Annotated in this window: 15 protein-coding genes; 5 read left to right on the plus strand and 10 right to left on the minus strand. The window is 68.8% G+C overall.

Annotated features, from left to right (window positions below; genetic code table 11):
- The 7 genes from MAE01_RS04715 to MAE01_RS04745 all read right to left on the minus strand — a co-directional run bounded on the left by MAE01_RS04715 (position 1) and on the right by MAE01_RS04745 (position 8,440).
- Positions 1 to 921, minus strand: a complete 921-nt coding sequence (locus tag MAE01_RS04715) for an ABC transporter permease (RefSeq protein WP_222591651.1) — start codon at positions 919 to 921, stop codon at positions 1 to 3.
- Positions 914 to 1,846: an ABC transporter permease gene (locus tag MAE01_RS04720; protein WP_147038390.1), complete on the minus strand. Its 933-nt coding sequence runs from the start codon at positions 1,844 to 1,846 to the stop codon at positions 914 to 916. Before MAE01_RS04720 ends, MAE01_RS04715 begins: the two co-directional genes overlap by 8 nt.
- Positions 1,846 to 3,228: a M14 family zinc carboxypeptidase gene (locus MAE01_RS04725; RefSeq protein WP_186806119.1), complete on the minus strand. Its 1,383-nt coding sequence runs from the start codon at positions 3,226 to 3,228 to the stop codon at positions 1,846 to 1,848. Before MAE01_RS04725 ends, MAE01_RS04720 begins: the two co-directional genes overlap by 1 nt.
- A gap of 41 nt (positions 3,229 to 3,269) precedes the next feature.
- A complete protein-coding gene (locus MAE01_RS04730) occupies positions 3,270 to 4,847 on the minus strand; it encodes a peptide ABC transporter substrate-binding protein (RefSeq protein WP_229718100.1) in 1,578 nt (525 codons plus the stop codon).
- A gap of 308 nt (positions 4,848 to 5,155) precedes the next feature.
- Positions 5,156 to 6,253, minus strand: coding sequence for an ABC transporter permease (locus MAE01_RS04735; protein ID WP_147038393.1), 1,098 nt, complete (start codon positions 6,251 to 6,253; stop codon positions 5,156 to 5,158).
- The gene (locus MAE01_RS04740) at positions 6,250 to 7,146 is read right to left on the minus strand and encodes an ABC transporter ATP-binding protein (protein WP_229718099.1); all 897 of its coding nucleotides are present in this window, start codon (positions 7,144 to 7,146) and stop codon (positions 6,250 to 6,252) included. Before MAE01_RS04740 ends, MAE01_RS04735 begins: the two co-directional genes overlap by 4 nt.
- Positions 7,147 to 7,267: 121 nt before the next feature.
- Positions 7,268 to 8,440, minus strand: a complete 1,173-nt coding sequence (locus tag MAE01_RS04745; RefSeq protein WP_147038395.1) for a benzoate/H(+) symporter BenE family transporter — start codon at positions 8,438 to 8,440, stop codon at positions 7,268 to 7,270.
- A 124-nt stretch (positions 8,441 to 8,564) separates the two neighbouring features.
- On the opposite strand from MAE01_RS04745, the gene MAE01_RS04750 reads away from it, so the two are divergent.
- Positions 8,565 to 9,137, plus strand: a complete 573-nt coding sequence (locus MAE01_RS04750) for an NADPH-dependent FMN reductase (RefSeq protein ID WP_147038396.1) — start codon at positions 8,565 to 8,567, stop codon at positions 9,135 to 9,137.
- A 66-nt stretch (positions 9,138 to 9,203) separates the two neighbouring features.
- Here the strand turns inward: MAE01_RS04750 and MAE01_RS04755 are convergent, their stop codons facing one another.
- Positions 9,204 to 9,878, minus strand: coding sequence for a response regulator (locus MAE01_RS04755; protein ID WP_147038397.1), 675 nt, complete (start codon positions 9,876 to 9,878; stop codon positions 9,204 to 9,206).
- The gene (locus MAE01_RS04760; protein ID WP_147038398.1) at positions 9,875 to 11,137 is read right to left on the minus strand and encodes a sensor histidine kinase; all 1,263 of its coding nucleotides are present in this window, start codon (positions 11,135 to 11,137) and stop codon (positions 9,875 to 9,877) included. Before MAE01_RS04760 ends, MAE01_RS04755 begins: the two co-directional genes overlap by 4 nt.
- A 126-nt stretch (positions 11,138 to 11,263) precedes the next feature.
- Here MAE01_RS04760 and MAE01_RS04765 point away from each other — a divergent pair, with 126 nt between their 5' ends.
- Positions 11,264 to 11,704 (plus strand): VOC family protein, encoded by a 441-nt coding sequence (locus MAE01_RS04765; protein ID WP_147038399.1) that lies wholly within the window; start codon positions 11,264 to 11,266, stop codon positions 11,702 to 11,704.
- Positions 11,701 to 12,324 (plus strand): dihydrofolate reductase family protein, encoded by a 624-nt coding sequence (locus MAE01_RS04770; protein ID WP_147038400.1) that lies wholly within the window; start codon positions 11,701 to 11,703, stop codon positions 12,322 to 12,324. The genes MAE01_RS04765 and MAE01_RS04770 overlap by 4 nt, the downstream gene beginning before the upstream one ends.
- 4 nt (positions 12,325 to 12,328) lie before the next feature.
- Here the strand turns inward: MAE01_RS04770 and MAE01_RS04775 are convergent, their stop codons facing one another.
- Complete coding sequence (locus MAE01_RS04775; protein WP_147038401.1) at positions 12,329 to 13,174, minus strand: exodeoxyribonuclease III; 846 nt, start codon at positions 13,172 to 13,174, stop codon at positions 12,329 to 12,331.
- 179 nt (positions 13,175 to 13,353) lie between these two features.
- Here MAE01_RS04775 and MAE01_RS04780 point away from each other — a divergent pair, with 179 nt between their 5' ends.
- Together MAE01_RS04780 and phnD are read left to right on the plus strand one after the other, a co-directional pair.
- Positions 13,354 to 14,064, plus strand: coding sequence for an HAD family hydrolase (locus MAE01_RS04780; RefSeq protein ID WP_147038402.1), 711 nt, complete (start codon positions 13,354 to 13,356; stop codon positions 14,062 to 14,064).
- Positions 14,057 to 15,067: a phosphate/phosphite/phosphonate ABC transporter substrate-binding protein gene (gene phnD, locus MAE01_RS04785; RefSeq protein ID WP_147038403.1), complete on the plus strand. Its 1,011-nt coding sequence runs from the start codon at positions 14,057 to 14,059 to the stop codon at positions 15,065 to 15,067. The genes MAE01_RS04780 and phnD overlap by 8 nt, the downstream gene beginning before the upstream one ends.
- The last annotated feature ends 18 nt before the right edge of the window (positions 15,068 to 15,085 follow it).

Raw genomic sequence — 15,085 nt, forward strand, 5'->3', positions numbered from 1 at the left:
TCACCGGCGCTCGCGCGGATCGAAGACGCTGCGCAGCTCTTCGCCCAGCGCGACGACGGCGAGCACGGTGAGGGCGAGCATGACGCTCGGCAGCACGAGCACGTGCGGAGAGGTCTGGAACACGCGGGAGCCCGCCGCGATCTGCAGTCCCCACGAGATCGCGGGGGAGGAGAGCCCGATGCCGAGGTAGGTCAGCGTGCTCTCGGCGACGATCACTCCGCCGATCGTGAGGGTGGCGAGCAGGAGGACAGGCTGAACGGCATTGGGGACGACGTACCGGGCGATGATGCGGCCGGTGCCGAGGCCCATGGTGCGCGCGGCGAGAACGTGGTCGGCTCCCGCCACGGATCGCACCGATGCCCGCATGAGCCGCGCCATCATGGGCCAGCCGAACACCCCGAGCACGACGCCGACCGTCAGGACGCTGCGTGTGCCGAGCATGTTCAGCACGACGATCGCGGCGAGCAGGAACGGGAATCCCAAGAACACCTCGGTCAGGCGGGAGACGACCCAGTCGGCGGCGCGTCCGCCCATGCCGGCGATGAGTCCCATGATCAGGGCGATCGCCAGCGCGATGCTCGTCGCGAGCAGACCGACCGAGATCGACGCCTGCGCTCCGTAGACGGCGCCGGCCCAGATGTCGCAGCCCTGCAGATCGAAGCCGAACGGATGCCCGGGGGCGGACTCGACCTTGCTGTTCGCGAGATCGCAGGCCCGCGGGTCCCCGTTGCCGAAGAGTCCCGCGAACGGCGCAGGAGCAACGGCGAACGACAGCATGACGAGCAGGATGACGGCCGCCATCCAGAACAGGGGCCGGCGCAGCAGCATCCGCCACGGGCTCTGCCGCTTCTGCGGCACCGCGATCCGGGTGGTCTTGGGGGCGGGGATCTTCGCGGTGGTCGGCGGGGTCGTCTCAGGCACGTCGGATCCTCGGGTCGAGCAGCGCGTGGATGGCATCCACGAGCAGCGAGGTGAGCAGGAAGATGACGATCAGCGCGGTGGAGATCCCGACCACCATCGCCGCCTCATGGTCTCGGATCGCGGTGAAGAGCAGGTTGCCGACACCCGGCAGGTTGAAGATGCCCTCGATGACGACGGTTCCGCCGAGCAGGAACCCGAGGTCGGTTGCCAGGAACGTCGCCGTCGGGATGAGGGAGTTGCGCATGACGTGCAGACCGACGACCCGGCCCTCGCCGATGCCCTTGGCTCGTGCGGTGCGCACGTAGTCGGCCTCGAGGTTCTCGATCATCGACCCGCGTACGAGCCTGGACACCGAGGCGAGGCCGATCGCCGCGATCACCAGCGACGGCAGCAGATAGGAGAGCGGCCATCCGTCGCTGATGCCGGCGACGGGGAGCCAATCCAGCCGCACCCCGAAGATGATCTGAGCGGTGATGCCGAGGACGAAGACGGGGATGCAGCTCAGCCCGATCGTGATCACGAGCAGTCCCTTGTCGATCACCGTGCCGTTCTTCAGCGCCGAGACGATGCCCACTGCGAGCCCGAGGACCACCTGGATCAGCCAGGCGGTCAGGGCGAGCGTGATGGTGACGGGCCAGCGGGCGGCGAGCTTGTCGGCGACGGCGCGACCCGTGAGATCGAGGCCGAGGTCGCCCTGCAGCAGATTGCCGAGGTAGTTCGTGTACTGCACCCACAGCGGCTGATCGAGCAGGTACTTCGCGTTGATGGCATCCACCACCGACTGCGGAAGCTGGCGGTCGCCGGCCAGCGCGCGGATGGGGTCACCGGGCAGGCTGAAGACGGCCACGTAGATGATGAAGGTCACGCCGATGAACACCAGCGCGAAGCCGGCCAGGCGCTGCAGGACCCCCAGCGCGATCCGCATCAGGGGCGTTCCAGCTGGGCGTGGGCGGCGAGGATCGCCCCGTATTGCACGCCGACGACCTGCGCCAGCGGCAGCGGGGGAGTGTCTCCGCCTGCGCGGGCCTCGGCGAGCCAGCCGTCGAAGATCGTCTGGATCTCGGCCGCCGCGCGACGAACCTCCGGTGCCGCGACGCCGGCCGCGACCTCGGCGGTCAGTGCGCGCCGCAGCATCCCGCCCCAGCGCAGCCGGTGTAGGTTCACGACGCCGTCGAGGCTGCTGAGCTCGGCCACGGTGGCGAGCCGACCGTCCTCCTTCTCTGCGCGGAGGAGATCGGCCTTGCCGGCTCCCGTCGCCATCGGAGAGAAGACGCGAGCGGCGCGCAGCAGGGGCGTGTCCATCCGCACGTGCGGGTCGACCGCGGCGATCAACTCGGTGAGAATGCGTCCGGTCTCGACGAGGCGTTCGCCGCAGCGGCGCAGGGCGTCGCGGTGGACGGTCTCGGTGAGCGACGCGTCATCCGCGGCGGGATCGCCGAACTGCGGGAGCTCGGCGATCAGCGACAGGGTTCCGTAGCGGCGGGTGTACGAGGTCGAGGCGTCGCCGGCGCTCCCGGGCGGGTACGGGTCCAGGCCCGCTTCCTCGCTCCAGTCGTAGGCATCCTGCAGGGTGCCCATCTCGTAGATCGCGTCGGCGAGCACGGTGAAGTGCGCGCCCTCCGCCTCGCCGGTGTGCAGTGGGACGCCGCAGGATGTCGTGATCTCGTGCAGCAGCGGATAGAGAGCCGGCACGGCATGCGACAGATAGAAGTAGGCCCCACCGCCCTCGCTGTTGTGCAGCGGCACGTACAGGTCGGGGGCCGTGAGGTCGATCGCCCTGGCGAGGGCGACCGTCTCGGGCATCATGGCGTCGAAGTAGGCGTCCTTGTAGGCGAACGGGAACGTCCACTCCACCTGCTCGTCGGGGGCGGGGCGGAAGAACTCGCGGGTGTACAGCGACCGGTCCGAGGGATCGGCGAACCAGCCCTCGTTCAGGCGCATCCCGTCGGGATCCGCGCACGGGACGATATGCCACGCGGTGTCGCACCCGGCGCGGAAGGCCTCGTCGGAGGCGAGCTGCTCGACCAGGTGCAGGATCGTCAGCGACCCGATCGGCTCGTTCGGGTGCACCCCGCCCACGATGAGCGCCGATCGGCGGCCGGTGCCGACGTGGTGGAGCCAGATCGGCTCGCCCAGCCGGCTCGTGCCGATGCGCTCGGACGAGATGAGATCCGGGTGCTCGGAACGCAGGCGCTCGAGGCCGGCGTTGAGCTCGTCGACGGTGGGGATGCTGGTCAGCTGCGGCACCGCACCGGCACGGCGGAGGATGTCCTCCGCCGTGCCGAGCGCAGCCTGGGGGTCGTGCACGGTGATACTGCTCCGTCCTGAGGGGTGTGCGTCGCGGTGCGTCAGCCGGCGACGGCGATCTTGGGCACGTCGATCGCGCCCGCGTTGGTGTGCAGTTCGGCGATGCGGTCCGAGGTCACGTACAGGTACCGGTTGCCGAACATCGGCACGGTCGGGAAGTCCTGCAGGATCCTCTCCTGCGCGGCCACGTATCCGGCCAGGGAGTCCTCCAGTGTGTCGGCGGCGTTCGCCTGACGCAGCAGCTCATCGACCTCGGGGCTGCTGTAGCCGCCGGCGCCGAAGTTGCCCTCGCCGGTGGCCGTGAACACTGCGGTGAGCGTGTTCTGCTGGCTGGGGTAGAGAGCACCCCAGCGGGCGCGGAACGGCCCGTCGGTCTCGCCGTTCTGCACGGCGTCGGTGAACGCGGCGAAGTCGGCCGAGGGGCTGGCGATGACGGCCTCGATACCCAGATTCTGACGCAGCTGGTTCGCGATCGCCTCGAAGTAGTCCTCCTGGCCCCAGTTGGCGACGAAGTGCACCTTCATCTCGCCGTCGAAGCCGCCGGCCTCCTCGAGCAGTGCCTTCGCGGCATCCGGGTCGAACTCGCAGTACTCGCCGCAGACGCCCTCGGGATCGCCGGGCATGCTCGGCGCGGTGAGAGATGTGGCGGGCACCTGGGAGCCGCCGAACACGGCGTCGTTGATGGCCTCGCGGTCGATGGCCATCGAGATCGCCTGGCGGACGCGGACGTCCGAGAAGCGCGGGTCGGAGAGGGTGAAGCCGAGGAAGTCGACGCCGGGGGCGTCGAGCTCGTAGACGCTGTCGCCGAAGTCGTTGCGCGCCTGTACGGCCTGGCCGGCCGCGATCGCCGCGATGTCGATGTCGCCGGCGAGCGCGTCGGTGTAGGCGGTGGCGGTGTCGAGGTACGGCACGAACGTCACGGCGTCGAGCGTGGGCGCGTCCCCGGCGTAGTCGTCGTAGGCGACGGCCTCGATCGGGTCGGATTCGCTCCAGCCGTCGGTGAGCTCGAACGGTCCGTTGCCGACGGGCGCCTCTTCCCAGGCCGCCAGGTCATCCAGCGCTTCGGAGGGCAGCGGGTACAGGCCGGTCTGGCCGATGCCGAGCTGCAGCGGGTACTGGCGGTCGGGAGCGGACAGCTCGACCGTGAAGGTGCGGTCGTCGACGACCGAGAGCCCTGCCAGCTCGGTCGCGGTCGGCTCGCCCTCGGCGGGGTTCAGATCGGCGTACCCGGCGACGTTCGCCAGCTGCGGCCCGTTCACCCAGGCGTTGGGCCCGTATGCGGCGTAGTTCCAGGTGTCGACGTAGTCCTGTGCCGTGACCGGCTCGCCGTCGTGGAAGGTCCAGCCGTCGCGGAGGGTGATCGTCCAGGTCTGGGCGTCATCCGACTCGACCGACTCTGCTGCGACGAAGGAGACCTCGCCGTCCTCGTCGACCTGCGTGAGCGGAGCGAAGATCGTCTCCAGGATCACGTAGGAGCTGAACTGGTTGCCGGGGATCATCGAGTCCGGCTGCTCGACGGCGTACCGGATCGGGTCGGCGGAGTCGCCACCGCCGTCGTTCGCCTGGCCTGCCGAGCATCCTGCGAGTGCCAGCGCCGCCACCGCGGATCCAACTGCCACCAGTCGTGCCTTGCTGTGCATAACTCCTCCTTGAGCCACACCATCTGGAATCCGTCTCGGTGCGGCGGGGACGGGCTGCTCGGGTTCGCAGCCGTTTCCCAGCACGCTAGAGGGGATCCGGTTCAATCGTCAATGAACTTTCAGTGATTACTGAAAGTTGTAATAGGAGTGAAACACGAGCGACGCGCGAGCGCAATACCCAGTCCGCCCTCCGCGCACAGCGAGATTGCATTCCGCGGCCGATATCGCCGGAAATCCGGTGCGTCTCGTCCGCGGAATGCAATCTCGGAGAGGGGAGTGGGAGGAGGTCAGCCGCGGAGGGCCTCGCGGAACTTCACCCGCGCCCCCATCTTCAGCAGCGAGTTCTCGTAGATCTTCGCGCCGAGCATGATCACCAGCGCGCACGCGACGAGCATGATCGCCAGCGACGCCAGCGGCTCCCACCACTCCGCCTCGTTGAAGAACAGCCGGATCGGCATCCCGACCGGCGCCGAGAACGGCACGTACGAGAGCACCGTCATCACGACCGGGTTGTCGCCGAAGAAGATCACCAGGAAGTACGGGATCATCGTCAGATACATCACCGGGGTCAGCGTCGCGCCGACATCCTCCTGGCGCGAGACCATCGATCCCGCGGCCGCGAACATCGCCGCGAGCAGGATGAACCCGAACAGGAAGAACACCGCGAACCAGAGCACGGGGCCGCCGATTCCCGCGAGGAAGGACGTCTGGCCCGTGACGATCAGACCGATCGTGCCCACGGCCACCAGCAGCAGGATCTGCGAGATCGCGAGGATCGTGTTGCCGATCACCTTCCCGGCCAGCAGCACTCGTGCCGGGATCGTCGAGAGCAGAATCTCGATGACGCGGGTCTGCTTCTCCTCGACGACGCTGGTGGCGATCGGCGAGCCGAAGGTGATCGCGGCCATCATGAACACCAGTCCGAACGCGATGCCGAGCAGGTAACGCAGCGGTCCGCTCGCGGCATCCGGGCTGAGCAGCTCGACCTCCGGCGAAACCGACAGCGCCATCAGCAGACTCTGCGGCGCCTCCTCGTCGGCGATGATCACGAGCCCGGTAGTCGACGACGCATCGTCGATGACGGCCGCGTCGACTTCTCCGGATTCGACGAGAGCGGTCGCCTCGTCCCGGTCGGCGACCTCGGTGACGTCATAGCCGTCGAGTTCTGAAAGGGCGGATGCTGTCGCACCCGTCGCCGCGATCGGCGTCGAGCTGGGATTCGCCGAAGAGACGCCGGCCCAGATGACGCCGCCGAGAGCGATCAGCAGCAGGATGGCGGTGGAGATGAGATACGCCTTGCTGCGCAGCTTGGTGCTCAGCTCGCGCTCCGCGACGAGCCAGATCCCCTGGCCGGTCGAGACGGCGGTGGTCGACGACGCGTTCACTGGATGACCTCCTTGAAGATCTGGGCGAGGGTGGGATGCTGCGGACCGAACCGGCTGACGTCGCCGTCCTGCAGGGCGCGCCGGAGCACGCGCTGCGCCGTGGCGGGGTCGTCGACGTCGAACACGGCGCTGCCGCCCTCGAAGTCGACGACGGTGACGCCCTCTTCGTCTCGCAGCCAGCCGACGTCTGCGGAGCCGTCGAGCTCCCAGCGCGGGGCCGAGTACTGCTCGCGCAGCTGATCCCGGGGTCCTGCGGCGCGGATCGTCCCGCCCGCGATGATGACCAGGTCGTCGCACAGGCGCTCGACGACGTCGAGCTGGTGCGAAGAGAACAGCACGGAGGCGCCCTGTGATGCGCGCTCCTGGAGCACGCCGGCGACGGTATCGACGGCGATCGGGTCGAGGCCCGAGAACGGCTCGTCGAGGATGAGCACCTCCGGTTCGTGCACGAGGGATGCCGCGATCTGCGCCCGCTGCTGGTTGCCGAGCGACAGCGCCTCGATGTTGTCGTTCAGGCGCTCCTCGAGACCGAGCTCGGTGAGAAGCGCGGTGGCCTTGGCGGTGGCATCCGTCTTGGAGAATCCATGCAGCCGCGCGAAGTACACGACCTGTTCGAGCACCTTCATCTTCGGGTACAGGCCACGCTCCTCGGGCATGTACCCGAACTGGCGGCGGATGTCGCCGGTGAGCGCGGTGCCGCCGAGCGTGACCGAGCCGCCGTCGGAGGCGAGCAGGCCGAGGACGATCCGCATCGTGGTCGTCTTGCCCGCGCCGTTGCCGCCGACGAAGCCGGTGAGTCGGCCGGCGTGTACCGGGAAGGTGACGTCGTCGAGCACGCGCCGGGATCCGTAGCTCTTCGTGACGCCGTTCAGCTGCAGGGTTCCTGAAGTCACGTCGACTGTCTCCTTCGTTCTGTGCATCGCATGACTCCACGCTACGGAGCGGGCAGGGGGCGCGGCATCCCCCGTGCGGCGGATCTCGTGCATCCTCTCGTGGGCGGACCCGATCGATCCGTCAGCGGCGGACGGTGAGCAGCCAGCGCATCAGCAGACCCGCCAGCAGCGCCCAGAACGCGGCGCTGATTCCGGCGAACGAGAGACCGGATGCCGCGATGAGGAAGGTCACCACGGCAGGCAGTCGCTCACCGGCCTCCGCGACGGCCTGATGCACTGCCGAGCCGAGCGCGGCGAAGAGGGCGACGCCGGCGACCGCGGGGATCACCGCCTCCGGCGCCAGGGTGACCAGCGCGGACAAGGCCGCCGCGAAGACGCCGAGTACAAGGTACGACGCGCCGGTCGAGGCCCCGGCGATCCAGCGCCGTCTCGGGTTGGGATCCGCGTCGGGTGCGGCGGCCAGTGCCGCGCTGATCGCGGCGAGGTTGATGCCGTGTCCTCCGGCGGGAGCACTCAGCGCCGTCCCGATGCCGGTGACCAGCATCGCCGGTCGCCACGGCACTTCGTAGCCGAAGCTGCGCATGATCGCGATGCCCGGCACGTTCTGCGATGCCATCGTCACGACGAACAGCGGCAGGGCGATGCCGACGAGGGCCTCCACGGTGAAGACCGGTGCCGTCCATTCGAGCCGGGGAAGGAGCGTCGCAGCTTCCACCGTCGAGCCGCTGCGTATCCACTCGACGCCGACGACGATCGCCGCGGCGACGAAAGCGAGCGGCACGGCCCATCGCGGCGCCAGCCGTACGAAGACCAGCCAGGTCAGCAGCACCGGCAGCACGCCCCACGGGTTCACCGCGATCCCGGTGATCGGTGCCAGGCACAGCGGCAGCAGGATGCCGGCGAGCATCGCCTGCGCGATGGATGCTGGGATCCGCGCGATCAGCAGACCGAATCCGGGCCACGCTCCCGCGAGCAGAGTGAGGGCGGCCACCACGAGGAAGGCTCCTGTCGCCGCCGGCCAGCCGCCGTCGACCGCGCCCGTGGCGGCCAGCAGCGCCGCGCCCGGCGTCGACCAGGCCACCGTGATGGGCATGCGGTAGCGCCACGCCAGGATGATGCAGGAGATGCCCATCATCAGACTCAGCGCCAGCAGGCCGCTGGCCGCCTGAGCCGGCGTCGCCCCGACGGCGCCGAGTCCCGTGAGCACCACAGCGAAGGAGCTGGTGAACCCGACGAGGGCCGTCACGGCGCCGGCCAGGATCGGCCGTGACAACGGTGCGAGCGAGTCGGTCATAACGGTGAGGTTATCGGGTGACTCAGCCCGCTCTTACATTCATCGGAATAGAATCCGTCGGGTGGTCGTTGACACCCACAGAACATCCCCGGCTCGCCCCGAGCCCGAACAGAAGGAACTTCCTGTGACCCGCACCATCGGATACATCGTCGGCAGCATCTCCAGCACCTCCATCAACCGCCGCCTCGCGCGCGTGCTGCAGAACCTCGCTCCCGAGGGCACCGAGCTCGTCGAGATCGAGATCAAGGACCTGCCCTTCTACTCGCCCGACTTCGACGGGGACTTCCCGCAGATCGCCACCGACTTCAAGAAGGCCATCGCCGACGTCGACGGCGTCATCATCGTGACCCCCGAGTACAGCCGCTCCATCCCCGGCGTCCTGAAGAACGCCCTGGACTGGTCGACCCGTCCCTACGGCGAGATGTCGTTCTACGGCAAGCCGGTCGCCGTCATCGGCACCTCGGGCTCGGGCATCGCCACCGCCGCCGCCCAGCAGCACCTCCGCGCGATCCTCGGCCACTTCAGCGCCGTCACCATGGGCCAGCCCGAGGGCTTCATCCAGGACCGCCCGGGCCTGTTCACCGAGGACGGCCAGGTCACGGACGACTCGACCGCCGGCTTCCTGTCCGGCTACCTCGAGGCGTTCAACGGCCTCATCTCGCGCGTCCAGCACTCCGCGGAGCTCGTGAACGCGTAAGCAGCTCCCGCTCGATCGGATGCCCCGCGGCCGCGTGCTGCGGGGCATCCGTCGTCTCCGTCCCTGCTATGCCAGCCCGCCCCGCAGCGCCCGCACCACAGCCTGCACACGATCGCGCGCGCCGAGCTTCTGCAGAATCCGCGAGACGTGCGTCTTCACGGTCGCCTCGCCGATGTACAGCGTCGTCGCGATCTCCGCGTTGCTCATCGCCTCGGCCATGAGCGTCAACACCTCGGCCTCACGATCCGTCAGCGGATCCGAAAGTGCCGGCGGTGCGGATGCCGCCGCCGCACTCTGCGCGCCGGGCGCCCCCGCGGCATACCGTTGCACGACCCGCCGGGTCACCTCGGGCGCCAGCATCCCGTCGCCCGCGGCGAGCACCCGGACGGCTGCGACGAGATCCTCCGGGCTGCTGTTCTTGAGCAGGAACCCGCCGGCCCCGGCATACAGGGCGCTGAACAGGTAGTCGTCTCGATCGAACGTCGTCACGATCGCGATCGCCGCGTGCACGTCGGGATCGGCAACGATCCGGCGGGTCGCCTCGATCCCGTCCATGTCGGGCATCTGCACGTCCATGCTGATCACATCCGGTTTCAGTGCGGATGCCTGGGCCACCGCCTCGGCGCCCGTCGATGCTTCTCCGACCACCTCGATGTCGGGCTGGCTGTCGAGAATCGTGCGGAACCCGGCGCGCAGCATGGCGTGGTCGTCGACGAGGAGGACGCGGATCGGCGAGGTCATGCGATCGCTCCGGCGAGATCCGCCGATTCGCGGAGCGGGACCTGCGCGCGCACCCGCCAGCCGCCCTGTTCGCGCGGTGCGGACTCGAGCGTTCCGCCGGACGCGAGCACGCGCTCACGCATGCCCAGCTGGCCCATGCCGGGACGGGGCGCGAGCACGCGGCGGCCGGTGTTGACGACCTCGAGCTCCACGTCGTCGTCGGTGTAGCGCAGGCGCACATCGGCGGTGGCGGCGGTGCCCGCGTGTCGCCGGGCGTTCGTGAGCGACTCCTGCGCGATCCGGTACAGGTTCACCTGCACGACGGAGGGCACAGGCCGTTCATCGCCCACGACGGAGAACTCGGTCGGCAGCCCCGCCGCGTTCGACGCGTCGACGAGCGCCGCGATGTCGTCCAGTCCGACGGTCGACGGTGCCTCCTCACCCTCGGCGCCGGATGATCGCAGCGTCTCGAGCAGGTGTCTCAGCTCGCTGATCGCCTCCCGGGCCGACGTCTCAATGCCGCCGAGCAGCTCCTTCGACGTCGCGGCATCCTGATCGATCACCATCCGCGCGGCCCCCGCCTGCACGCCCATCACCGAGACGTGGTGGGCGACGACGTCGTGCAGCTCGCGGGCGATCCGCACCCGGTCGAGGGCGACGGCCTGGGCCGCGGTCACCTCGCGCTCGCGCTCGAGGTCGGCGGTGCGCTGCTCCAGTGCCTGGCGTTGCATGGCCGACTTCCAGGCGTGTTCGCCGAAGTAGTAGGCCCCCGCGAAATACAGCACGTTGATCAGCAGGTTCAGCAGCATGAAGGCAAGGTACGGCGACATCGCGCCGGCGATGATGTCCTCTTCGCGAGCGGTGTCGATGGCGTCGCGGTACATCGTCACGAGCAGCCAGATGAACATCCCGGCGATGATCGCCACGCGGACGAGCATCGCCGCGCGACGGTTCGCCATCCACGCGCCCATCGTGTACAGCGAGATGAAGACGGCGATGTTGCCCGCGTAGATCTCCGGCAGATGCAGCGTGACCGACACGAAATAGGCGACCGATACGACGACCGCGACGGGCGCCGGCCACGCGCGTCGGAACGCCAGCGGTGCTGAGATGACGGCAAGATACACCAGCGCCTGCCAGAGCGGCGCCTGCTCGTCGCCGTAGATCTCGGAGATCGCAGAGAGCGCGGCGCTGATCACGCCGGTCAGGAACACGACCACGGCCAGCAGCACGTCGGCCTGACGCTGACGCGGCGTCAGCGTGCGGGAAGTAGCGGACATGTCTCAACGGTACGGGGGCGCGGATGCCGCGGCATCCGCCCTGCGGGGGACACGGGCGCGACCCATCGACAATCGTCCGCGACGGGAGGACCCTTGAGCCAAAGGTCTCACGACAAGGGAGTCAGCATGTCCACCCAGATCTTCGTCAATCTGCCCACCACCGATCTCGAGCGGAGCAAGGAGTTCTATCGAGCGCTCGGGTGCGAGATCAATCCGCTGTTCACCGATGAGAACGCCGCCTGCGTCGTGTGGAGCGAGGACGTGTTCTTCATGGTGCTCACCCGGGAGTTCTTCGCGACGTTCACCGACAAGCCGATCGTCGACCCGAACGCCCAGCTGCAGACCTCGGTCTCGTTCGCGATGGGCTCGCGCGAAGAGGTCGACGCGATCATGGCGAAGGGGCTCGCCGCCGGTGGCGCAGAACCCATAGAGGCGCAGGATCACGGGTTCATGTACTCCCGCGACCTCGACGACCCCGACGGAAACTCGCTCGGATTCCTGTTCATGGAGCCCCAGGCCGCCTCTGAGGGCCCCGAGGCGTACATGGAGGGTAGGGAGGAATCGTGACCGGACGCATCATCATCGATCTGTTCACCACGCTGGACGGCGTCGCGCAGGCACCGGGCGGGCCGGAGGAGGACGAATCGGGGGCCTTCCCGTTCGGCGGCTGGCAGGCGCCGCTGGAGAGCGAGGCCGTCGGTCGCAGCGTCATGGAGGGGATGTCGACACTCGACGCGCTGCTGCTCGGACGCCGCACCTACGACATCTTCGCCGGTTACTGGCCGCAGCACACGACCGGCCCCGAGGGGGCGATCGGACAGCTCTTCGACCGGGTGCCGAAGTACGTGGCGTCCCGCAACGCCGACATCGAGCTGCAGTGGCAGGGGAGTTCGCGAGTCGGCGCGGACCTGGTATCCGAGGTCGCACGTCTGCGCTCGCAGCACGAGGATGTCCACGTGATCGGCAGCATCGACTTGGTGCAGACGCTGTTCGCCGAGCAACTCTTCGACGTGCTGCAGCTGTGGGTCTATCCGCTCGTGCTCGGCCGGGGGAAGAAGGTGTTCCCCGATGGCGCCGCCCCGTCGAACCTAGCGCTGCTCAGCGCCGAGACCGGAGATGGCGGCATCCTCGCGGTGCGCTACGCCCCGCTGCCAGGGCCGGTGCGCACCGGAGTCATGGGCTCCTGACGCGTCAGGCGAAGATCATCGGCATGTCGTCATCGTCGTCGGCGGTGCCGAAGTCGAGGTCGACGACCACCGGGACGTGATCGCTGGGCTGCTCGCCCTTGCGCTCGTTGCGGTGGATGGATGCTCCGGTGACGGCATCCGCCAGCGCGCGCGACCCGAGGATGAAGTCGATGCGGATCCCCTCGTTGCGGGGGAACTTCAGGCGCTGGTAGTCCCAGTACGTGAACCCCTCGGGGATGAGTGGACGCACGACGTCGGTCACACCGGCATCCTTCAGTGCGAAGAAGGCGGCGCGCTCCTGCGGCGACACGTGCGTCGAGACGCCCTCGACGATCGCCGGGTCACCGTTGTCCTCGGGGAGCGGAATGATGTTGAAGTCGCCGACCAGCGCGAGGGGCCGGTCGGGCTTCGCCTGCAGTTCGGCGGCCGTCGCCTTGCGCAGCTCGTCGAGCCAGTGCAGCTTGTAGGCGTAGTGCGGGTCATCCAACGAGCGCCCGTTGGGCACGTACAGGCTCCACACCTTGACGCCGTCGATCGTCGCTCCGATCGCGCGGGCCTCGAGCGGAGCATCCGGACCCTCATGACCCTTCGCGAAGCCCGGCATCCCGGCGAACGACGTCTCGACATCGGTGATCGGCAGGCGGCTGGCGATCGCGACGCCGTTCCACTGATTCAGGCCGTGCGCCTCGACGTGGTAGCCCGCCTCCTCGAACGGTGCGTACGGGAACTGCTCGGGCTTGCACTTGATCTCCTGCAGTGCGAGCACGTCGATGTCCTCGCGGACCGCGAAGTCGACGGCTCGCGAGACGCGGGTGCGAATCGAGTTGATGTTCCAGGTGGCCAGACGCATGCATCCAGCCTACGGGCGCGGTCGGACAGTCAGCGCTCGCCCCGAGGCCGCACGCGGATCCAGCGTTAACGAGAAGTTCACGCGGGATGGTCTGAATGTCCACAATCAAATGTCAGCATGGACGCATCGTCCGAAGGGCAGCCGGAGCGCCGGAGAGCCACCCGCAGAGCAGGAGCACAGTGACCGTCACCATCGTCCTCGACTTCGACGGAACCATCGCGCTGGGCGCCGGTCCCCTCGAGGCCTTCGCCCGGGCCGTCGCCTCCGCCGCCTCCGACACCGCCTTCGCGGACCGCGCCATCGCCGCCGTCGCGGCCTTCGAGCGCGGCGAGAGCGAAGCGCGCGACGGCTACGACGTCGTCAGCACGCTCGCGGCGCAGCAGGGCGTCACGGCCGACGCCCTCGAGGCCGCCTATCAGTCGTCGCGGGCGCTGCTCGGGTCCGAGCACGCGGCGATCGCCCCTCCCCGAGGACTCGCCGACTTCCTCACCAAGATCGGCGCCGACGCCCGGGTCGTTCTCGCGACGAACGCGCCCGGTGCCGGCATCCGCCCGGTGCTCGAGGGATGGCACGTCGCCGACCTGTTCGACGCGATGCACTTCACCGTCGGCAAGCCGGACGGGCTGGTTCCCATCATTCGCGCCGCCGTCGCCGAAGGACCGGTCCTTTCCGTCGGCGACATCTTCGAGTTCGACCTCGCCCCTGCGGCGCAGCTCGGAGCGGCGACGGCGCTCGTCGGCGCCACCGCAGAACGATCCCCGGCCGCTGTGACGATGCGCGGCCGCACCATCGCCGACCTGTACGGCGACATCGAAGCCTGGGCCGCGGTCGCGGCATCCAGTACCCCCACCGGCACCACCCTCACCGAAAGGCACGATCCGCATGGGTAAGTCCCTGCTCACCACGGGCATCGCCGCAACCGCCGTACTCACCCTCGTCGGCTGCAGCAGCAGCCCGTCCGAGGGCGACACGGCGGACGAAGCGACCGAATGGCCCTCGTCCATCACCCTGTCGCTCGTCCCGTCGGTCGAAGGCGAGGACCTCGCTCAGGCCCTCGATCCGCTCACCGCCTACCTGTCGGAGAACCTCGACATCGAGGTGGAAGGCGTCGTGGCATCCGACTACGCGGCCACCGTCGAGGCGCTCGGCACCGATCAGGCGCAGGTCATCATCACCGACGCCGGCTCGCTCTACAACGCGATCGAGCGCTACGACGCCGAGCTGATCCTCCGCGACGTGCGCTTCGGAGCCACCTCGTACGCCGCCGTCGCGTACACGAACAACCCCGACAAGTACTGCGAGGGCGAGCCGGTCATGTCGACCTATGCCGCGAGCGGCATCGAGCTGTCCTCGTGCAACGGCATCGAGGAGGCCGGCGCGGAGTCGACCGGATCCGGACCCGCCGCCGTGGAGGCTCTCGGCGAGATCAACGACGGCACCAAGGTCGCCCTGCAGGCCGCGACCTCGCCCGCCGGCTACCAGTACCCGGTCGTCGCGATGCGCGAGCAGGGCGTCGACACGGATGCCATCACGCAGGTGCCGGTGGAGGGCAACAACAACGCCGTCCTCGCCGTCTACAACGGCGACGCCGAGGTGAGCTTCGGCTACTGGGACGCGCGTACGACGGTCGCCGAGGAGGCGCCCGACATCGCGGAGAAGGTCGTCGCGTTCGCCTACACGGAGATGATCCCCAACGGCGGCGTCGCGGTGACCTCGTCGCTGCCCGACGATCTCGTGGCCGAGCTGACCCAGCTGCTCGACGACTACGCGGACTCGTCCGAGGAGGCGGCATCCGTGATGTTCGATCTCGTGGGCCTGTCCGACTGGACGAGCGAGACCGCCGAGGACGAGATCACCCGCTATGGCGAGATCCTCGCCGAGTTCTCCAACTGATCCATCCCACCTGAGAGA

The sequence above is a fragment of the Microbacterium aerolatum genome (assembly GCF_007988825.1).
Classification (GTDB): domain Bacteria; phylum Actinomycetota; class Actinomycetes; order Actinomycetales; family Microbacteriaceae; genus Microbacterium; species Microbacterium aerolatum.